The following is a 19,765-nucleotide window of genomic DNA, read 5'->3' as shown; positions in this document are numbered from 1 at the left end:
CATTTCTCCACAGGCGGCGGACGGAGTGACTGGCTGGGCTGGAATGCCGGGCGCAGACTCGTCGCCAACCGAGAAATGGGGTGGCGACCATGGGAAACCGGGCGAACTTCGTCGTCGTCGAAAATTCCGACTGGCGAATGCATTACGCGCACTGTACGGGCTACCGCATGCTCGACGCATTCATCGGAGGCCCGGAACTTGCGTTGCACTACGCAACCTCCATGGAGCCCTGCCCGAAGACCCAGTGGGTTGACGCGCTTTGGGCCGATGGCGGCGCAGTGATCGACCGGGACCGGCGTCGGCTGCTGTTCTTCGGGGACGAGCTGATGACCGCCATCCCGGAGCGTCGCGCAATGCTTAAGGTGCTTGACGCACTCTGGCCTGGGTGGACGGTCAGCTACGCCTACGACGGGGTCGCCGAGATCGCCGATTACGTCGGTGGGCAGCCGCACGTCTACGAGTGGTCCAAGTGTCCGCCCGTCAAGCTGGCCCGAAACCGCAAGGCGCCGGCTCAGGTGGTGTCGGTCATCGATCCCACCGGGCGAGTTCGACTGTGGCCGTTGTGCTGGGCGGATAGCCAGGCCTGGAACGGACCCGCGCTACTGGACAAGCTGCCAGGGCCCGGTCTGGCCCGGCTGCAGTTGCAGACTCACCCCGCGGGCGGCGTCCACGTGGATGTCGGTCGAAAGACTATGGCGGAGTGGCACACCGCCGACACGATGGGCATCTGCCGGGAGCTACCGGACCTGTGGCCCGGCTGGCGCACTGAATCGTGGGCGGATCGTTTCGAAGAACAAGCACGCCGCTGCGGTCCGGCGCTGCGGCTACCCGAACTGGACTTGGGCGCCGCCGCTGCCAGTGCTCGGGCCTGGATCCGTAAGCGGGAACCCGACGCGCCCTACCGTGCGCCACACCCCACTCCGGCCGAGTGGCGCAGGTTCACCGCGGCATGCGATGCGCTGCGAGCTGATCGCGCCGACTCAGCGTGAATCGATGAAGGTGATATCAAGGCATGGCCGTTGCTATCATTTCCGGTGTGAAGCAGCTTCTTCTTCGGGTTCCCGAGGAACTGCACCGACGGCTGGTTGCTCGCGCGGCGCGCGAGGGCCGCAGCCTCAATGCGCTGATCTGAGCGGAATCTTTCAGAGCTGAATGACGGTGACTCCAGGCATCCCCGAGTAATCAGTGTCCTGGGTCACCACCGGAATGTCGTGTGTCAGAGCGGTTGCGGCAATCCAACTGTCGTTGAGCGGTACCCGCCGGCCGGCGGCGCGTAGCTGGGACACCAGTAATGCCCACGCTTCCGAGACTCGCTCGTCGATGCTTAGCGGCTCGAAGCGTTGTGCGATTTGGTAGGTGGATAGCCGCCGCGATGCGGCTTCGGGAGTGGAAGCTCGCAACACTCCGAGCCGGAGTTCCCCGAGCGTGATGGTCGAGACGCCCCATTCAAACGCGGCGAACTTGTCTGCGTCGATGCGCTGCGTTTCGATTCCGATGAATACTGACGTGTCCGCCAATGCCCGCTGAAGAACCATGCCTGCTCAGTCAGGCAGGTCGTCGGTGGTCTGCGTCAGTGTTTCGCGCAGTTCTTGACGCAAACCGGTGCTATCCGGGCCTAGTCGCACCAGTTCGTCAATCACTTCGGCGGCCGGCCGCCACTGGCGTCGCCGTGAAACCGGGCTGATCAGCGCCACCGGACGGTTGTCCTTGAGAACCTCGATCTCTTCACCGGCAGCCACCCGCCGCAGGATCTCCGCGGTGTGATTGCGGAGGTCGCGAGCGGGAATCGTAGCAGCCATGCTACGAGTGTAGCTGCCCATAACTCACCTCGTCCTCGGAACATACGTCCAGCACGAATGCGACCGCCGGGACCGCCAAGCCCAGCCCGAACAGCGCCAGCGAGCAGAGGAGGTATCGCATGCCTCCACCGTGGCACGGGGTACCGACAACTATCGTCGAGACGATGACCGTCGAACAGCGACTGGAAGCCCTCGAACAGATCGAGGCGATCAAAGCCCTCAAACACCGCTACTTCCGCGCCTGCGACGCCAAAGACCCCGCCACCTTCCGGTCCTGCTTCATCGCGCAGGGCGCCGACGTGCACTACGGCCCGCTGGGTGGCTTCGACGACGCCGATCAGATCGCTGAGGTGTTCACCCGCATCGCGCTGCACACCGTGGACGGCAAACCGGTGATCCTGGACATGCACCACGGCATGCACCCCGACATCGCCGTCACCGGCCCCGGCACGGCCACCGGGCACTGGACGCTGAAGTTCCGCCAGCTCAACCTGATCGACCGCACCGAACGACTGCTCACCGGCGAGTACGACGACGACTACGTCATCGAAGACGGGACCTGGAAGATGGCGCGCAGCCACTTCCGTCAACTCTGGTCGCTCACCCGCCCGCTCGGCGACGCCGTGGTGGAGGTCTGAGATGAGCGTACGGATCGCCCTGGTCACCGGCGCCAGCCGCAGCGTCGGCAAGGGCATCGCGCTGGCGCTGGGCTCGGCCGGCTGGACCGTCTACGTCACCGCCCGCGGCGAGGTCGGCGCCGGCGGCGCACTGGATGAGACCGCCGCCGGTGTCACCGACCGCGGTGGCCGCGGTATCGCGGTGCAGTGCGACCACCGCGACGACGCCCAGATCGCCGCACTGTTCGCCCGCATCGCCGACGAGCAGCACGGCCGGCTGGACCTGCTGGTCAACAACGTGTGGGCGGCGCCCAAAGGGTTCGCCGGGTTCACCGAGAAGTTCTGGCAGCGCCCGCTTTCGGACTGGGACACCCTGATCGGGGTCGGGTTGCGCGCCCACTACGTCGCCTCGGTGCACGCCGCGCAGCTCATGGTGGCGCGCGGCTCGGGCCTGATCGTCAACATCTCCTCGTTCGGCACCCGCGGCCACCTGCACTCGGTGCTCTACGGCATGTCCAAAGCCGGGCTGGACAAGATGGCCGCCGACATGGCCGTCGAACTGGCCGGCACCGGCGTGAGCGCGATATCGGTGTGGCCGGGCCTGGTGAAAAACGAAGTCATGCAAGGCTTCATCGACCGCGGCCTGGACAACTTCCAGGGCTTTCCGCTGGCCAACGCCGAAACCCCGGAGTTCATCGGCCGGGTGATCGCCGCGCTGGCCGCCGACCCCGACATCACCGCGCGCAGCGGGCACACCCTGATCACCGCCGAGACCGCCGTGGACTTTCGTGTCACCGACGTCGACGGCAACCAGCCCGACTCGCACCGGGAACTGTTCGGCGGCGGGCCGCTGTACTGACCGGCGGCAGCCGTGCCCGATTATTGATCTGCCCGGCACCGCCCATACACTTTCTGGCGCCATGACCGACAACGCCGTGCACTCCGAAGCGGGCCGCCGCAGAACCTTCGCCGTCATCAGCCACCCCGACGCCGGCAAATCCACCTTGACCGAGGCGCTGGTGCTGCACGCCAAGGCCATCACCGAAGCCGGCGCGGTCCACGGCAAATCCGGTCGGCGCGCCACCGTGTCGGACTGGATGGAGATGGAGAAAGCCCGCGGCATCTCCATCACGTCGACGGCACTGCAGTTCGGGTACCGCACCGCGCGGGGACAGGACTGCGTCATCAACCTGCTCGACACCCCCGGCCACGCCGACTTCTCCGAAGACACCTACCGGGTGCTGACCGCGGTCGACTCCGCGGTCATGCTCATCGACGCCGCGAAAGGCCTTGAGCCGCAGACCCTCAAACTGTTCCAGGTGTGCCGCCACCGCCGGATCCCGATCATCACCGTGATCAACAAATGGGACCGCCCCGGCCGGCACGCCCTGGAACTGATGGACGAGATCGCGACCCGGATCGGGCTGCGCCCCACCCCGTTGACCTGGCCGGTCGGCATCGCCGGAGACTTCCAGGGCGTGCTCGACCGCCGGTCCGGGAACTTCATCCGGTTCACCCGGACCGCCGGCGGCGCCACCGCAGCACCCGAGGAACACATCCCCGCCGACGAGGCGCACGGCGCGGCCGGCGCCGACTGGGACACCGCGGTCGAGGAATGCGAGTTGCTGAGCGCCGATGGTTCCGACTTCGACCGCGAGGCGTTCCTCGACTGCAAAGCATCACCGGTGTTGTTCACCTCGGCGGCGCTGAATTTCGGGGTGAATCAGCTGCTCGACGTACTCACCGAGCTGGCGCCGTCGCCCGGTGGAGCGCTCGACGTCGATGGCAACCGGCGCGCCACCGACGCACCGTTCAGCGCCTTCGTCTTCAAAGTGCAGGCCGGCATGGACTCCGCGCACCGCGATCGCATCGCCTTCGCGCGGGTGTACTCGGGGACCTTCGAACGCGGCGACGTCCTCACCCACGCCGCGACCGGCAAGCCGTTTGTGACCAAGTACGCCCAGTCGGTGTTCGGCCAGCAGCGTTCCACGCTGGACACCGCCTGGCCCGGCGACGTGATCGGGCTGGCCAACGCCGCCGCCCTACGCCCGGGCGACACGCTGTATTGCGATGTGCCTGTTCAGTACCCGCCGATACCGAGCTTCTCGCCCGAGCATTTCGCGGTGGCGCGCAACGCCGACCCCAGCAAGCACAAGCAGTTCCGTCGCGGCATCGAGCAGCTGGACCAGGAGGGCGTTGTGCAGGTGCTGCGCTCCGATCGCCGGGGCGACCAGGCGCCGGTGCTCGCCGCGGTGGGCCCGATGCAGTTCGAGGTGGCCGCCCACCGGATGGCCACCGAGATCGGTGCGCCGATCACGCTGGAGTCGCTGGCCTACCAGGTCGCGCGGATCGTGGAACCCGGCGACGTCGACTTCGTGAACAGGCAGTCGTTGACCGAGGTCATGACCCGTACCGACGGGGTGCACCTGGCGTTGTTCTCCAACAGCTGGCGACTGCAGGGATTCCAGCGCGACAACCCCGACATCCGGTTGCGGTCCTTGGTGGCCGCCGACGAGTAGCTCGCCGGGTTCTGGATCAGTTGCGCAGCCGCACCATCCGCGTCGTCGAACTCTCATCGAGCTCGACCAGGTCGGAGTAGGACCTCAGGAAATCACTGAATGACTTGTAGCCCAACTGTTTCTCGCTGAACGACGGATCCATCCGCTTCATCTGCGCCTTGACCGCCGAATTGTGCAACCACTCGACGTCGTCCTTCTCCAGGCCGATCTGCAGCGCGCGGGTGAGCAGCGCGGTGGCGGTGTCCACCGGATCCGGCGCCGGCGGTTCTTCGGGCTGCTGCTTGGACTGGCGGGGGCGCCGCTTCGGTTCGGCGCCGGCGTCGTCGGCGTCGGGCGGTGCGGGCTCGAACACCGGCACCCCGGGCAGTGCGTCGTAGCTGACGAAATCGTCACACGCCGCGGCCAGCGCCCGGCTGGTGGACCCGGCCACCCCGATGCCGACCACATAGCGGCCCAACCGTTTACAGCGCTGCGCCAGCGGGATGTAGTCGGAGTCTCCGGCCACGATCACCACATGGGTCAGATCGGGCAGCCGGAACATGTCCTCGACCGCATCGACGGCCAGCCGGATGTCCGCACCGTTCTTGCCGTAGGCCGCCGCCGGGAACAACTGCACCAGATCGACCGCGCGGGCCACCAACTGCTGGCGGTAGCCGGTGTTGACCTCGGCCGACCAGTCGGCGTAGGCGCGGGTGAGCACCAGGGTGCCGAACGACGACGCGAAGTCGATGATCGCCCCGACGTCGACGGTGGCCCGGGCGAGGCGATCCGGATGCTTGGCCAGGCCCTTGGCTTTGTCCTTCTGGAACGAGCTGCGCCCGTTGACCTGGTCGTAGCGGGAGATCACGATGTTGTCGAAGTCGAGGTAGACCGCGACCCTGGTGTCGCCGGATTCCGTCATGGTGACAGTGTGGCACCACCGGTCTCATCCGTAGCGGCTTGGCGGGCAACCATCCGTATGGTCCCGGGCCGCCGGCACCGTCAACGCGGCCGGTACCACCGCGGAATCAATTCCGGGTGCGGCAGCGGGTACTGGCCGTAGAACCCCTGCGGATCGCCGCGCAGCACCTGAGCGTTCTGGAGTTCGGCGCGGTGCCGGATCGCCTGCAGCCGGCCCAGTTCGGCAGCGCGGTGCTCGGCGTAGCTGCGCATCAACCGCCGCGTGACGAGCACCGCCACGGTGATCACGACTCCGGCCAGGATGACCCAGCGCAACCACCACAGCAGCGCGAGAACCAGGATGACGGCGAACACCGACCCGCCGCCCGGCGACCTGCTGCTCCTGCTCATAACCGACACGATAAAACCAGGGTGTGACAAAGCCGAACGTCAGCGGCCGGGGATGACGACCGGCAGACCGACGGCGCGGGCGACGTCGAGCAGACGCTGATCGTAGGCCACGAAAGCCGTCAACCTGGCACCGAACACCGCATGGGCGGTGGCGAGGTGGATGGCGTCCAGGGATCGCAGTGTCGGGTCGGGATGGGCCGCAGCGGCGGCTCGCACCGCGTCGTCGACTTCGTAGCGGGCGACGCGGGCTAGGACCGCGGGGACATCAGATAGCCGGGCAGGCTCCAGCCGTCGAATGGCGCGGGCGAGTTCGACCTCGACCACCGCCGACGACACCCACGGCGCGGACTCATGCGAGTCGAGCCAATCGGCCAGCGCATCGGACTCCGGCTCGCGGCGGATCAGCTTCACCAGGGCCGAGGTGTCCAGATAGAGCATCAGTAGCGCTCGTCGTCCCGCGACTCGCGCAGTACTTGACCCGCCTCGTGGTCAGTGCGTACGGGCCCCGAGGGTCGAGGCGCCGGCCCACGTACGGTCGCGGGGCGAAGCCGCCCGGACCGGATCATCTCCGTGAGCGGATCGTCGTGGGCGGGAACCAGGCGCGCGATCACCGTTCCCCGCTCGGTGATCTCGAGCTCTTCGCCGCTTTTGACACGCGCCAGCACACCGGCGGTGTTGTGGTTCAGTTCGCGGATCGGCACCTCGGCCATGAACAGATTGTACTACTGATTTGTATTACAATGTCTGGTCTCAGGCTTCGCGCAGCCGCAAGGCCAGACCCGACGCCCGCACCGCACGCCGATCCAGCGCGGCACGGATCTCCTGTTCGGAACCGATCACCCGCACCTGATGCTTGGCGCGGGTCACCGCGGTGTAGAACAGCTCGCGGGTCAGCAGCCGCGACTCCACCGGGGGCATCAGCACGGTCACCACATCAGCCTCGCTGCCCTGGCTCTTGTGGATGGTCATCGCGTACATGCTGTCGACGTCGGAGAGCCGGCCGGTCGCGAAATCCACCGGGCCCGACGCGGTGGCGATCACCGCGCGCAGCCCGTCGGCGCGTGCCACGACCACCCCGGTGTCGCCGTTGCGCACCCTCAGCCCGTAGTCGTTGGCGGTGACCAGCAGCGGCCGCCCGGCATACCAGTCCGCCCACACCGGATCCCCGGTCTGCTCGGACACCCAACGGCGCACCTGACGGTTCCAGTGGTTCGCGCCGTGTGGGCCGTCGCGGTGCGCGCACAGCAGCCGGTGCTCGTCGAGATTGCGCAACGCCTCCTCGGCGCCGCCGAGCAGCGCCGCCTGACGCACCCGCAACGCGTGCGGTACCGCGATCGCCGCCAGCTCGTCGGCCAACGCGGCCGGGCCGGCCACGTCGATCCATTCCCGATGCTCGTCACCGGAACGCAGCAGCGCGATGACGGTGTCGCCGTCACCGGCGCGGATCGCCGCGGCCAGCTCACCGATCGCCTTCTTGTAGCGGTGCGCGGTCGCCAGCGTCGCCACCCGGGTTCCCGGGCGGGCGGCCAAGCCTTCCACCAGGTCGGCCAGCACCGCACCGGCCTCCACCGACGCCAACTGGTCGGGGTCGCCCACCAGGATCACCCGGGCGGTCGGCCGTACCGCCTCCAACAGCCGGGCCATCATCGTCAGCGACACCATCGAGGTCTCGTCGACCACGATCACGTCATGCGGCAGCCGGTTGCCGCGATTGTGCTTGAACCGCGCCGAATTTCCCGGCCGCGAACCCAGCAGCGAGTGCAACGTGCTGGCCTGCAGCCCGGCCAGCCGGGCCTGGTCCACCGGCTCGAGTCCGGCCACCTCGCCGGCGACGGCCTCGGTGAGCCGGGCGGCGGCCTTGCCGGTCGGCGCGGCCAGCGCAATCCGCAAAGCCGGCCGCCCGGCCGCCTCGGCCTGCTCGGCCAGCAGTGCCAGCAACCGGGCCACCGTGGTGGTCTTGCCGGTACCCGGCCCGCCGGTGAGCACCGTGACCGCCTGCGTCAACGCGATCTCGGCGGCGGTGCGCTGCTCGTGGTAGCCGGTCGGGAACAGCCGCTCGAGCCCGGGCAGCTCGACCGGTCCGGCCTGCGGCGTGGACAGCGCCAGCAGGTCGGCGCAGACCTGCTCCTCCTCGCGCCAATAGCGATCCAGGTACAGCAGCCCGCCCGAACCGTTGTCGTAGAGCCGCAACACCTGCTTGGCGACCAGCGAACTGGCGCGCACCGCCGCCAGCCAGGCCGCCGGCTCCGGCCAACTCAGCTCCGGAGCCTCGGTGCCGTCGGCCACGGTGGCCAGCTCCACGCAGACCGAGCCGGTGCGCAACGCCCGCACCGCCAGCGCCACCGCCAGCGCCACCGTCTCGTCGGCTTCGGCGCCCAGCGCGCAGACCCGTTGGGCGGTATGCACATCCGCGGCCTCCAACAGTCCGGCCTCGTTGAACTCCCGCAACAAGCCGGTGGCGCCACGCGCCACCCGCCACGACAGCGGATCGAGCTCGGTGCTGTTCACGCCGCCACCCCCTGCTGCAGCAGATCCGACAGCGCCACCACCAGCGCCGCTGGCGGCCGCCAGCTGAACACCCCGGCCGGATACCCACCCAGAATCGGGGTGTCCGGCCCGCACATGCCGCGCACGAACAGATACAGCACCCCGCCCAGGTGCCGGTCCGGGTCGTAGCCGGGTTGGCGCCAGCGCAGAAACCGGTGCAACACTGCGGTGTACAGCAGCGCCTGCAGCGGGTAATCCGAGTGCAGCATGGCCTCGGCCATCCGGGGCGGGCTGTAGTCGGCGGCCGTCTCGCCGAGGTTGTTGGTCTTGTAGTCGACGACCAGATACCGCTGATCGGGCAACCGCAACACCACGTCCAGCGAACCGGACAGGTAACCCCGCAGTGACTGGCCGCCGAGCGCCTCGGACAGCAACCGGTCGGCGTAGACCGCGAACGGATCCTCGGGCGACAGGTGCTCACGCAACAGTGCGCCCACGTCGGCGACCCGCAGCCGCCGGTCGGCGCCGGGGGCGTCGCCGCCGGCCAGTGGAATCTCGAAGTCCAGCTCCCGCAACCGGTCCGGTAAGCCGATCTGCTGCAACGTCAACCCGCCGGCCAGTGGCCCCAGCGGGGTGTCGTGCATCGGCACCAGCGCGGCGGCCAGCGTCTCGGCGTCGACCCCGATCGGCCACCACGGTTCGTGCACCCGGACCTGCTCGGTCAGTTCGGCGGCCAGGTCCGCCGCGAACGGGTCGGCGGTCTCCAGCACTCCGTGCACCAGCGAACCGAACGTCTTGCCGCCGGGCAGATCCGCCATCGGCGAGCGCAACTCGGCGCCGTCGGCGGCGGCCTCCCGGGTGACGGTGACGTCGTCGGACTCGTCGTCGCGGGTATGGGCGTCGGGTTCGGAGTGCACGCCGCTCTCCGCCTGCTGTTGTGCGCCGCGGAGCAGCGCCGAATAGGAGGTGCGCCGCCAGCCGGTATCGATGTGGCGGTGGAAGTGGCGCACCGCCAGCTCGCCGGGCGCCTCGCGCCGAACCGGCGCCGTCGGCGGGCCGATCACCGACTCCTCCACCACCGGCCCGCCCCGGTCCTGCCACGCGGTGAACACCGCCCAGGCGTCGTCGTCGGAGATCCGCGACTCGCACCGGTCGGGCACCTCGGCCTGCCCTGGCGGCCGGCCACGTAACAGCCGCGACAGCCCGCCGTTGACCTCGTCGCCGGCCGGTGCCCACCAGGCGATCACCTGCGACTGGGCCCGGGTCAGTGCGACATAGCTGATCCGGATGTGGTCGAGTGCTTCCTCGCGCCGATGCAATTCCTTGACCGCGGCCATCCCGGGGCTCCGCGACCCGCCGATGTGCAGGCAGCGGACCTCGGCGCCGTCGGTGCCCGTCTCGTGATAGAGCAGGTTGCCCTTGTCGTCGATGTGACGGCGAAACATGAAGGGCAGGTACACGATCGGGAACTGCAGGCCTTTGGCGGCGAAAACGGTCATGATCTGCACGGCACCGGCGTCACTGTCCAGGCGCCGGTTGCGCTCCACCGCCCCGGTCCGGTCCTCACGCTGGCGGCGCAACCAGTCCCGCAGCGCCGGCAGGCCGAGCCGATCGGCGTGCGCTTCCTCGTGCAGCAGCTCACCGATATGGGCCAGATCCGTCAGGTGCCGCTCGCCGCCACGTTGACTCAGCACGCGCCGCCCCATCCCGGCGAGCTGTGCGGCCTCGAACACCGCCGCGACGCCGCGCAACCGGACATGGTCGGCCCACTCGCGCAGCGTCTGGGTGACCCGGTCGGTGAGCGTGTCACCGCCGCGGGCCAACGATTCCGCGGACTCGCCGAAGAACATCGTGCAGGCGGCCGCGCGCACCAGCCCGGTGCGGCCCGGCTGGTCGAGGGCCTCCAACAGGCACAGCCAGTCCTCGGCGGCGCGTGAGGCGAACACGTCGGCGTCACCGGTGTAGACCACCGGGATGCCCAGCCTGGTCAGCGCGTCCCGGCACAACGCCGCATCCTGGTGGCGTTCGACCAGGACCGCGATGTCGCCGGCGCGCACCGGCTCGCCGTCGTAGCGGGCGTCGGAGTTGAGCAGCGCGCCGACGTCGGCTGCCAGGTCAGCCGGAATATGTTGGCGCAGTGGGCCGATCAGCAGGCTGTCTAGACCGTCTTTGCCCAGCGTGGGCCGCTTGACGACCCGCAACCGGAACGGGGCGTTGTGCGGCGCCCCGCTGAGCCGATACCCGGAGTGGTGGGCCTCGATGGGCGGCACGACGATCTCCGGGTGGCCCAGCTGGGCGCCGCTGAGCACGGTCTGCAGGCTGTCGACCAGCGCCTTGTCGCTGCGGTAGTTGGTGGCTAGGGTGCGCCGGTCGCCGGCGGCGCGCACGGCGGCCAGGTAGGTGTAGATGTCGCCGCCGCGGAAACCGTAGATCGCCTGCTTGGGGTCACCGACGAGCACCAGCGTGGAATGCCCGCTGAAGGCGCGGTCGATCACCTCCCACTGCACCGGGTCGGTGTCCTGGAATTCGTCGACCATCACGATCGGCCATCGCCGGCGCATTCGTTCTGCGGCGTCGGATCCGCTGCGCCGTAGGGCGTCGGCCAGCCGGGTCAGCAGGTCGTTGTAGCCGAGCACCCCGAGCCGGCGCTTGCGGCGCTCGAGCTCGGCGAGCACCGCCTCGGCGAACGCCCGCCGCACGCCCGCCTCCGATTCGGGGTCTGGGCGCTGCGGGCGCAGCTGCGCAGCCGGGTCGTCGACGACCTCGCCGGCCAGGTCGAGTGCGTCCTTGCGCGTCATCGGCGGCTTGTTCTCGTCATTGCCGAAATGCGCCAAGTAGTGGTCGTCGACGATCTCGGTGACCAGATCGGTCAGGCTCTCCAACAGGGTCGCGGTGGAAGACGTATCACCGGCCACGCCAAGTGATTTCAGCACCATGGCGCAGAACTGGTGAATGGTGACGATCGTCGCGGCGTCGAAGTCGGTCAGCGCGTTGCGCAGCCGGGCGCAAGCCTTCCCGACCTCGCCGGTGGTGAGCAGCGCGCGCTCCAGGTCGTTGGCCGGCTCCCGGCGGCCCTCCAGTACCGCCAGCGCATTACCGATCTGGTCGCGCACCCGTTCCCGCAGCTCCCGGCTGGCCACCCGGCCGAAGGTGATCAGTAGCAGCTGGTCGACGGTGGCGACCCCCTCGGCCAGATAGCGGGTGACCAGACCGGCCAGCGTGAAGGTCTTGCCGGTGCCGGCGCTGGCCTCCAGCACCACGGTGGACCGCTCGGCGGGCAGCGGCCCCAGCAGATCGAAGCGGTGCGTCATGAGAGCACCTCCGCGCTCAGCAGCGGCGCCCACAGCCGTACCGCCAGCGCCCCCAGTCGGGTGCCCTCGCCGGTGATCTGCTCGCCGGGACGCGGGACGTCCAGCAGCTTGTCCAGCGGTGCGTCTTGACCCCACACCTTGACGTGGGCGGCGTCGGTACGCTCGCCGTACTTGCCGCCCCAGGCGCGCCGGGCGGCGCCGACCGGGTCCTCGTTCTCGCGCCGGGCCGCAGCCCAGGCGCACGACGTCGCCAGCGGCAGTGGCAGCGGCTCGCGCCGGCCCGCGTCGTAGATCGCCACCAGGTCACCGAGCACCGCGGCCGGGTCCGGAGGTGGGACGAAGAGCCGCTGTCGGATATGGCTGCGCCCCATGCCCCGCCCGATGCACAGCGCGCTCCACCGGGTGTCGGGGTACTGGGCGGCCAACGCCAGCAACGGAATCCAGGAAGCCAGCACATGCTTGGGCGCCAGCCGCGAGTAGACCACCGACACGGTGCGGTTGCCGTGCACCCCGGACACCGTGCCGGTGAGACGGCGCCCGTTGAGGTCGACGTCGATGTCGTAGGCGTCCGGATCCCCGCCCCGGTGGGCGAACGCGGCCTCGGCCAGGGCCCGGGACAGGTCGCGGATCTCGCAGGCCGTGCGCATGCCGAGCCGCCCCGGCGGCAGGGTGCCGCGGCGCCACTCGGCGTTCGCGGCGTCGTCGGGATGCATGCCGGCAAGCATGTCGGAGAGCATCCGATCGCCGACCGCCCACTGCGCCAGACCCTCGATCTCGACGGGCATGGCGTCCTGCACCCCCTCGACATCCCACGGCAGGGTGTAGTCCAGCGCCCGGAAATACCCCTTGACCGGGTCCTTGAAGAACCGGGTCAGCTCCTCGAGTTCCACGTCGGTGGCCGGTGGCGGCGGCAACAACGCGGCGAAGGTGTCGGTCGGCTCGGTGCGGATGCCCGCGGCGGCCTCGGCAGTGGACAGGTTGGTCGGATCGAACGTGAACGGTCGGCCCGGCACCCCCAGCGCGCCCGGCTCGACATTGCGGATGTCGAAGGGCTGCAACGGGTGCCGCACCACGACGTGATCGCGGACCGGCGTCTCGGTGGTGATGTCGATCGCGTCGAGCAGTTCGGCGAGCGGCACCGCCGGCGGGCGCAGCTTGCCGGTGCTCTCGTCGGCGCCGGCGTAGGTGATCACCAGCGTCTCGGTGGCCGCGCAGACCGCATCCAGCAGCAGCTGCCGATCCTCGGAACGCACATCGCGTTCCCCGGTCAGCGGGCGCCGGCACAACACGTCGTCGCCGTCGATGTGATCCGCCCGCGGGAACACCCCGTCGTCGAGACCGACCAGACACACCACCCGGTGCGGCACCGAGCGCATCGGCACCATCGTGCACACCGTCAGGCCGCCGGTGCGGAAGTTCGCCCGGGTGGGCCGCCCGGCCAGGTGACCGGCCAGCAGGGCACGCACGTCGGAGAGCTGCAGCGCGGTCTCGGCGTGCGAACCGGCCTCGATCACCACATCGGCCAGTTCCCGCTGCAACTGGCCGGTCTGCCAACCGTCGTCGATCGAGACCCGGGTCAGCGCGATCACGCCGTCGATCAACGCGGCGATCCAGTCGGTGAGCGGCCGGGACCCGCTGAGTGCATCGGTGGCGGTCTGCAGTCGTGCGACGAACTCGGCCAGCCGGCCGGCCAGCTCCACCCGGTTGCTGCCGACGTCGTCGAGCGGCAGTGCGGTGCCCAGCCAGGCCCGGGAATCTTCCGACATCGCCACCCCGGTCAGGATCCGGTCCAGCCCGAACCGCCAGGTGTTGTGCTGAATGGCCTTGAGCCCGTACCGTTCCCGATGGTCGGCGTCGAAGCTCCACCGGACGTTGGCCTGCTGCACCCAGGAGGTGATGTCCTCCAGGTCGTCGTCGGTGAACGCGAACCGTGCCCGCACCGGCGCCGCCTGCGCCAGGTTGAGCACCGCACTGGCGGTAGCGCGGCTGTCGGCGATGCCCAGCAGTTGCTCGGCCACCCCCAGCAGCGGGTTGGTCTGCGTCAGCGCCCGGTCGGCCAACTGCACCCGCAGCGAGTGCGCGGGATGGCTCTCGCCGGCCAGCTCACCGAGCCCGAAGCCGGCCACGATCAGCGGCGCATAGGTCTCGATGTCCGGGCACATCACCACGATGTCACGCGGCTGCAGCGTCGGGTCGTCTTCAAGCAGGCCGAGCAGCACCTCCCGCAGCACGTCGACCTGGCGGGCCGGGCCGTGGCAGGCGTGCACCTGAACCGAACGGTCCGCGCGCGTGGCGCAGCGCCCGTCCGGCCGCACCGCATTGGCGGCGAGGTCGGCCTGCAGCCAGCCCAGCAGGGTGCCGGGTTGTGCCGCAGCGCCGAGGTAGTCATCGCCGGCCGACCCGGGCAGGGCGCGTTGCAGCTCACGCAGGTCACGGCCCAGGGTCTGCAACAGCGGATGGGCAGCCCGGTGGCGGCTCTCGTCGTCGGCACGCGGCACCGCCCCGTGCACACCGCGCAGTGCCTGCCACAGCGCATCGGAGGGATGCGGCAGCCACAGGTGCAGCTCGTGGTGGGTGGCCAGCGCGTCGAGCAACTCGATGTCGGTGCACGACAGCCGGGTATGCCCGAACAGGCTCAGCCGGGCCGGCAGGGTATCGGCGGGCGCGCCGCGCAGCCGGTCGACGGCGCGGCGGTGCCGAAGGTGCGGGGGATCGGCCGGGATCGCCGCGGCCAGCGCCCGCCACAGCGGCGGCTGCCAGGCGAGGTCGGGATCCAGCTGCCCGCCCGAACCGTCGCCGCAACCGCCGTCGAGCCAGTCCGCCAGCATGTCGGGCCGCTGCCGGGCGTAGGAGGCGAACAGCCCGGCCAGCCGCCGCGCCACCGCGTAGCGCCGGCCACGTCGCACCTGCGCGTCAGCACCGTCGTGGAAATGGCCCAAATGTGCTGCCAGCGTACGGCACCAGTCTTCGTCGAGGCTGGCGTCGATCACCGTGAGCAGCGGCCAACTCATCGCGTCCGGCGACCACGGGTCGTCCCCGTCGGTGCCGGTGATCTCGGCGATCAGCGACGCCGGGCTACGAAATTCCACGCCGGCGCAGACTCCGTCACGCCCCGAACCGGCGCCGAGCACGTGCGACAGCCGCTGGGACAGCCAGCGCTCCACACCGCGGGCCGGCACCAGCACCAGATCCAGGGTCAACGGGTCGGCCGGCGGTGTCGCCAGCAGCGCGCCCAGCCCGTCGGCGAGGGCGTCGGTGCGTTCAGCGCGGTGCAGGTGCAGTCCCATCGCGGCCACCATAAACCGCGCCCCCGACAGGGGTGCCTCGTAGGCTGGGTCGTGTGAAAGCGGTCAGCTGCAGTAATGCCCAACTCGACGTCATCGACCTGCCGACACCGGCACCCGCCAAAGGCCAACTGCTGCTCGGAGTGCTGCGCTCCGGGATCTGCGGGTCGGACCTGCATGCCCGCCGGCACTGCGACGAGGTGGCCGGGGTGGCGGCCGAGACCGGCTACGACGGTTTCATGCGCTCGGACCAGCAGGTGGTGCTCGGCCACGAATTCTGCGGCGAGGTGCTCGACCACGGTCCCCGCACCCGGAAGGCGCCCCGCGCCGGCACCCGGGTGGTCTCGGTGCCGTTGGTGCGGCGCGGCGAGGACATCCACCCCGTCGGGCTGTCGGTGTCGGCGCCGGGTTCCTATGCCGAGCAGCTGGTGGTCGAGCAGTCGTTGACGTTGCCGGTCCCCAACGGGCTGTCGGCGGAGGCGGCTGCGCTGACCGAGCCGATGGCGGTCGCCTGGCACGCGGTACGCCGCGGTGAGGTGCGCAAACGTGACGTGGCGATCGTGATCGGCTGCGGGCCGATCGGCCTGGCGGTGGTGTGCATGCTCAAGGCGAGCGGGGTGCGCCACGTGATCGCCAGCGACTTCTCACCGGGCCGGCGCGCCCTGGCCGTGCGCTGCGGCGCCGACGTCGTCGTCGACCCGGCCCACGGCTCGCCGTACGCCTCGGCCGCCGGACACGGTCATTTCGAGGGCGCATCGGATGCGTTCGGCGCCGCGGTGGGCACCGTGGAGAAGCTCTATAAGGCGCGGCTGCCCTGGTGGCATGTCTGGCGGGCCGCCGAGGCCGTCGGGGCCGCCACCCCCAAGCGCCCGGTGATCTTCGAGTGCGTCGGGGTGCCGGGCGTCATCGACGGCATCATCGCCGGCGCGCCGCTGTTCTCCCGGGTCGTGGTGGTCGGGGTGTGCATGGGCAACGATTCGATCCGCCCGGCGATGGCGATCAACAAGGAGATCGACCTGCGGTTCGTCTTGGGTTACACCCCAATGGAATTCCGCGACACGCTGCACATGATCGCCGAGGGCAAAGTCGACGTCACACCGCTGATCACCGGCACCGTCGGGCTCGGCGGGGTGGCGAACGCCTTTGACGCCCTGGGCGACCCGGCCCGGCACGCCAAGATCCTGATCGATCCGAAGAGCCCGCTGCAGGAGGTGTCATGACCTCGGGGATCAAACGCATCGCGATCAACACCGGCGGCGGCGACGCCCCCGGCCTCAACGCCGTCATCTACGCCGCCACGCTGGCCGCCGGCAACCGCGGCTGGGAGGTCGTCGGGATCCGTGACGGCTTCAACGGGATGCTGTTCGGTGACGACTACCCCGACGGCGGGCTGATCGAGCTGACCCGCAACCGGGTGCGCGGCATCATCCACCAGGGCGGCACGATCCTGGGCAGCACCAACCGCGGCAACCCGGTCGCCTACCCGGTACAGCAGGCCGACGGCAGCTGGATCGAGGTCGACCGCACCGACGAACTGCTCGAGCGGTTCGCCGAGCGGGGGATCGACGCGTTGATCACCGTCGGCGGCGACGGATCCCTGACGATCGGCAACCATCTGCACCGGGCCGGGCTGCCGCTGGTCGGGGTGCCCAAGACCATCGACAACGACCTGGACCGCACCGCCTCGACGTTCGGTTTCGACAGCGCGGTCAGCTTCGCCTCCGAATGCATCGACCGACTGTTCTCCACCGCGACCTCGCACAGCCGGATCATCGTGGTGGAGGTGATGGGCCGCTACGCCGGCTGGATCGCACTGCACGCCGGCATGGCGTCGGGCGTGCACGCCATCCTGATCCCGGAGATCCCGTACCGGCTGGAGCCGGTCGCCGAACTGATTCGCGAACGCGCCCAACGTGGTTCGACCTACTCGATCGTGTGCGTGGCCGAAGGTGCCAAACCGGTGGGCGGCGAGCACACCGTGGTGGGAAAGGCGGTGGGCCAAGCCGAACGGCTGGGCGGCATCGGCACCAAGGTGGCCGCCGAGCTCGAGGCGATGACCGGCCGGGAGTCGCGGGCGGTGGTGCTCGGCCACCTGCTGCGGGGCGGGTCGCCGACATCGCTGGACCGACTGTTGGGATTGCGGTTCGGGGCCGCGGCGGTGCGGGCTCTCGACGAGGGCCAGCACGGGGTGATGGTGGCGCTCAACCCGCCGACGGTGGACTACGTGCCGCTGGCCGAGGCCACCAGCCGGCAGAAAACCGTTCCGCTGGACTGCGATGCGATCCAGACCTCGCGTGACATGGCCATCCGGTTCGGCGATGAAAGCCTCGCCGATGGCTGAGCGGGAACCGCGTCGCGGCGACTACGGCGTCGACGGGTCGTTCAAGCGGGTGCCGCTCGGCGGGCAGGTCGCCGCGCTGGCGCTGGGGTGCAGCGCGCTGGCGATCTACGCCGGCATCGCCTTGGCCCGGGGACCGGTCTGGGCCGGCGTGGTGGCATTGGTGCTCGACGCCGGCATCCTCGCCCAGGTCGGGCTGTACTGGCACGCCACCCGGGCCGGCAAGTTTATGGTGTGGGAACGCATCCTCGACGGCCTGCGACTGCGCGGCGACGAAACGGTGCTGGATATGGGCTGCGGGCGCGGTGCGGTGCTCTGCGCCGCGGCCAAGCGGCTGCCGGCGGGCCGGGCGATCGGCGTCGATCTGTGGCACGCCGACCAGACCGGCAACTCCGCCGCCGCCACCCTGGCCAACGCCGCACTGGAGGGCGTGACCGAGCGGGTCGAGGTGCACACCGGCGACATGACGGCGCTGCCGTTGGCCGACGCCAGTGTCGATGTCGTGGTGTCCAACCTGGCGATCCACAACATCCTGAGCCGAGATGGCCGTCGGCGCGCACTGGCCGAGGCGGCCCGCGTGTTGCGGCCCCGCGGCCGGCTGGCGATCGCCGACCTGTGGGAGGTGCGTGCGCACGCCGCCCAACTGCGTGAAATCGGTTGGGGCGACGTGCGCTGGCGCAACCTGGGATGGCGGATGTGGTACGGCGGGCCGTGGGCTGCAACCCGGCTGGTGACCGCGACGAAGCCCGGCTGAGCTGCGCACCCGAGCTGCGCGCATCTTTCCCGCTGGGGCCCGACTCTCGTTGCAGGCGACACGGGGACGTCGGCATAAGGTGTGTGCCCGCCTCTGAGCGACAACCAACGTTATGTCAGGGGTGCGGGCCGGGTGCGCGGGCCGTTGTCGCTCGGAGGCGGGCAACAGCCACATTCCCCTGGCGCCGCAACGGGTGGGGCCGATGGTGCCGTTGTTGAACGAGCCGGGCGAGAAGGCGTCAGTAGCCGAGCGTGAACCCGTGCCGCAGCACCAGATCCGCGGTCACCTCGGGGCGCTCCGAGAGCGGCCACGACTCCACCTCGAACGCCTCGACGGCGAAGAACGCGTAGTTGACCGAGGTCTCCGGGGTGGTGCGCGACCGGTAGACAATCGCATCCGGGCACTCCTCGGGCTCGGGCCACCAGCGCCGCACCGCGTCGGCCAGGCGCTGGCAGGTGGCCCACACCGCGTCGTGCTGCCCGGTGCTGATCTGGTCGTCGACCCCGAGGGCATCCAGGTTGCGTTCGGTGCGCAGGTCGAGCACCCGCAGGTGCCGGGCTGCGGTCAGTCGCACCAGGTGGTGGCCGGCGTGGTCGGCGGGGATCAGCAGCCCGGTCAGCCGGTAGCGCTCGCGGAACGCCCCGAGCAGATCGGTTGCGCCGTAACGGGTGCGAAACGCCCCCGACGGCGGGTCGAAGCGATAACGCGGCTGGCCGAACCCGTCCCACGTCCAGCCGTCCGGGTGCTCCGCGTCCAGCCGCCACAGCTGCGTCCCGGCGGTGATCCGGCGGCGGCGCAGCCCGGTCGGGCGGGCGTCGGGCAGCGGGGCCCGGTAGCCGGCGGGAAGCTCAGGCACCGAGCGAGGTCAGCATCCGCCGGGCGGCCGGCGCCGTCTCGGGGTGGCGTAGCGCCTCGGCGATCGAGATGCCGCCCAACTCGTCGTGGGTGAGCCGCATGATGCGGTCGGCGGCCAGCGGGTCGGAGGTGAACCGGCCCAGCAGCTCCAGGATCTCGGGCAGGTCGGCACGCACCCGGGCGTCGTCGAATTGCCAAGCCGGGAACCAGGTCTGGTTGCCCACGGCGGCTCCGGTCAACTTGCCGCGGCTGCGCAACCGGTGCACCGCCTGCGGCGTGCCGAGCCGCAGCAACTCCTGGACCTTGGGGGTGGGCAGTGCGCCGGCGACGAAGTCGTCGATGAGCGCGGCGCGGCGCTGGTCGTTCAGCGCGTGGGCGGCGATGCGCTCCAAGGTGCCTTGCGGCGCCGTCGGCGCCTCCAGCAGGACATCGAGCACCTGGGCGAACCCGGCGTCGGTGCGGGCGCGCTCGGCGACCTGGCGGGCGATCGGTGCGACGGTGGTGGGCATGC

19 protein-coding genes are annotated in these 19,765 nt (G+C 70.1%); 8 read left to right on the top strand and 11 right to left on the bottom strand.

The window, feature by feature from the left end; genetic code table 11:
* Positions 1-89 precede the first annotated feature (89 nt).
* Both AWC24_RS23005 and AWC24_RS10675 read left to right on the top strand, forming a co-directional pair.
* The gene (locus AWC24_RS23005; RefSeq protein WP_234807327.1) at positions 90-989 is read left to right on the top strand and encodes a hypothetical protein; all 900 of its coding nucleotides are present in this window, start codon (positions 90-92) and stop codon (positions 987-989) included.
* A 23-nt stretch (positions 990-1,012) separates the two neighbouring features.
* Positions 1,013-1,132 (top strand): toxin-antitoxin system HicB family antitoxin, encoded by a 120-nt coding sequence (locus AWC24_RS10675; RefSeq protein ID WP_085084711.1) that lies wholly within the window; start codon positions 1,013-1,015, stop codon positions 1,130-1,132.
* Between the two features lie 10 nt (positions 1,133-1,142).
* Here the strand turns inward: AWC24_RS10675 and AWC24_RS10670 are convergent, their stop codons facing one another.
* Together AWC24_RS10670 and AWC24_RS10665 are read right to left on the bottom strand one after the other, a co-directional pair.
* Positions 1,143-1,535, bottom strand: coding sequence for a type II toxin-antitoxin system VapC family toxin (locus AWC24_RS10670; RefSeq protein WP_085084708.1), 393 nt, complete (start codon positions 1,533-1,535; stop codon positions 1,143-1,145).
* 6 nt (positions 1,536-1,541) lie between these two features.
* Positions 1,542-1,799, bottom strand: a complete 258-nt coding sequence (locus AWC24_RS10665; RefSeq protein WP_085084706.1) for a type II toxin-antitoxin system Phd/YefM family antitoxin — start codon at positions 1,797-1,799, stop codon at positions 1,542-1,544.
* 164 nt (positions 1,800-1,963) lie between these two features.
* Here AWC24_RS10665 and AWC24_RS10660 point away from each other — a divergent pair, with 164 nt between their 5' ends.
* The 3 genes from AWC24_RS10660 to AWC24_RS10650 all read left to right on the top strand — a co-directional run bounded on the left by AWC24_RS10660 (position 1,964) and on the right by AWC24_RS10650 (position 4,935).
* Complete coding sequence (locus AWC24_RS10660; protein ID WP_085084704.1) at positions 1,964-2,437, top strand: nuclear transport factor 2 family protein; 474 nt, start codon at positions 1,964-1,966, stop codon at positions 2,435-2,437.
* 1 nt (position 2,438) lies between these two features.
* Positions 2,439-3,275 (top strand): SDR family NAD(P)-dependent oxidoreductase, encoded by an 837-nt coding sequence (locus AWC24_RS10655; RefSeq protein WP_085084702.1) that lies wholly within the window; start codon positions 2,439-2,441, stop codon positions 3,273-3,275.
* Between the two features lie 61 nt (positions 3,276-3,336).
* On the top strand, positions 3,337-4,935 hold the full coding sequence (locus AWC24_RS10650) for a peptide chain release factor 3 (RefSeq protein WP_109560406.1): 1,599 nt from the start codon (positions 3,337-3,339) through the stop codon (positions 4,933-4,935).
* A gap of 16 nt (positions 4,936-4,951) precedes the next feature.
* Here the strand turns inward: AWC24_RS10650 and AWC24_RS10645 are convergent, their stop codons facing one another.
* The 7 genes from AWC24_RS10645 to recC all read right to left on the bottom strand — a co-directional run bounded on the left by AWC24_RS10645 (position 4,952) and on the right by recC (position 15,310).
* Positions 4,952-5,836 carry an NYN domain-containing protein gene (locus AWC24_RS10645; RefSeq protein WP_085084700.1) on the bottom strand — a complete coding sequence of 295 codons (885 nt, stop codon included), beginning with the start codon at positions 5,834-5,836 and terminating at the stop codon, positions 4,952-4,954.
* An 80-nt stretch (positions 5,837-5,916) separates the two neighbouring features.
* Entirely contained in the window at positions 5,917-6,225 is a 309-nt protein-coding gene (locus AWC24_RS10640; protein ID WP_085084698.1) for a hypothetical protein, read from the bottom strand.
* Between the two features lie 39 nt (positions 6,226-6,264).
* Positions 6,265-6,663, bottom strand: coding sequence for a type II toxin-antitoxin system VapC family toxin (locus AWC24_RS10635; protein ID WP_085084696.1), 399 nt, complete (start codon positions 6,661-6,663; stop codon positions 6,265-6,267).
* On the bottom strand, positions 6,663-6,935 hold the full coding sequence (locus tag AWC24_RS10630; protein ID WP_109560405.1) for a type II toxin-antitoxin system Phd/YefM family antitoxin: 273 nt from the start codon (positions 6,933-6,935) through the stop codon (positions 6,663-6,665). The genes AWC24_RS10635 and AWC24_RS10630 overlap by 1 nt, the downstream gene beginning before the upstream one ends.
* A 40-nt stretch (positions 6,936-6,975) precedes the next feature.
* Positions 6,976-8,733 (bottom strand): exodeoxyribonuclease V subunit alpha, encoded by a 1,758-nt coding sequence (gene recD / locus AWC24_RS10625; RefSeq protein ID WP_109560404.1) that lies wholly within the window; start codon positions 8,731-8,733, stop codon positions 6,976-6,978.
* On the bottom strand, positions 8,730-12,023 hold the full coding sequence (gene recB / locus AWC24_RS10620; RefSeq protein WP_085084694.1) for an exodeoxyribonuclease V subunit beta: 3,294 nt from the start codon (positions 12,021-12,023) through the stop codon (positions 8,730-8,732). Before recB ends, recD begins: the two co-directional genes overlap by 4 nt.
* Positions 12,020-15,310 (bottom strand): exodeoxyribonuclease V subunit gamma, encoded by a 3,291-nt coding sequence (gene recC / locus AWC24_RS10615; RefSeq protein WP_085084936.1) that lies wholly within the window; start codon positions 15,308-15,310, stop codon positions 12,020-12,022. The genes recB and recC overlap by 4 nt, the downstream gene beginning before the upstream one ends.
* A gap of 53 nt (positions 15,311-15,363) precedes the next feature.
* Here recC and AWC24_RS10610 point away from each other — a divergent pair, with 53 nt between their 5' ends.
* From AWC24_RS10610 to AWC24_RS10600, 3 genes are read left to right on the top strand one after another with little or no spacing between them, the layout of a single operon-like run.
* Positions 15,364-16,527 (top strand): zinc-binding dehydrogenase, encoded by a 1,164-nt coding sequence (locus tag AWC24_RS10610; protein ID WP_085084693.1) that lies wholly within the window; start codon positions 15,364-15,366, stop codon positions 16,525-16,527.
* On the top strand, positions 16,524-17,648 hold the full coding sequence (locus tag AWC24_RS10605; protein ID WP_085084691.1) for a 6-phosphofructokinase: 1,125 nt from the start codon (positions 16,524-16,526) through the stop codon (positions 17,646-17,648). Before AWC24_RS10610 ends, AWC24_RS10605 begins: the two co-directional genes overlap by 4 nt.
* Positions 17,641-18,399: a class I SAM-dependent methyltransferase gene (locus tag AWC24_RS10600; RefSeq protein ID WP_085084689.1), complete on the top strand. Its 759-nt coding sequence runs from the start codon at positions 17,641-17,643 to the stop codon at positions 18,397-18,399. Before AWC24_RS10605 ends, AWC24_RS10600 begins: the two co-directional genes overlap by 8 nt.
* A gap of 238 nt (positions 18,400-18,637) precedes the next feature.
* On the opposite strand, the gene AWC24_RS10595 is transcribed toward AWC24_RS10600, so the two are convergent.
* The gene (locus AWC24_RS10595; RefSeq protein WP_109560403.1) at positions 18,638-19,255 is read right to left on the bottom strand and encodes an RES family NAD+ phosphorylase; all 618 of its coding nucleotides are present in this window, start codon (positions 19,253-19,255) and stop codon (positions 18,638-18,640) included.
* Complete coding sequence (locus AWC24_RS10590) at positions 19,248-19,763, bottom strand: hypothetical protein (protein WP_085084687.1); 516 nt, start codon at positions 19,761-19,763, stop codon at positions 19,248-19,250. The genes AWC24_RS10595 and AWC24_RS10590 overlap by 8 nt, the downstream gene beginning before the upstream one ends.
* Between the last annotated feature and the right edge of the window lie 2 nt (positions 19,764-19,765).

It is taken from the genome of Mycolicibacter senuensis, from assembly GCF_002101885.1.
GTDB classification, from domain to species: domain Bacteria; phylum Actinomycetota; class Actinomycetes; order Mycobacteriales; family Mycobacteriaceae; genus Mycobacterium; species Mycobacterium senuense.
This window is presented reverse-complemented; position numbering and strand designations above follow the sequence as displayed.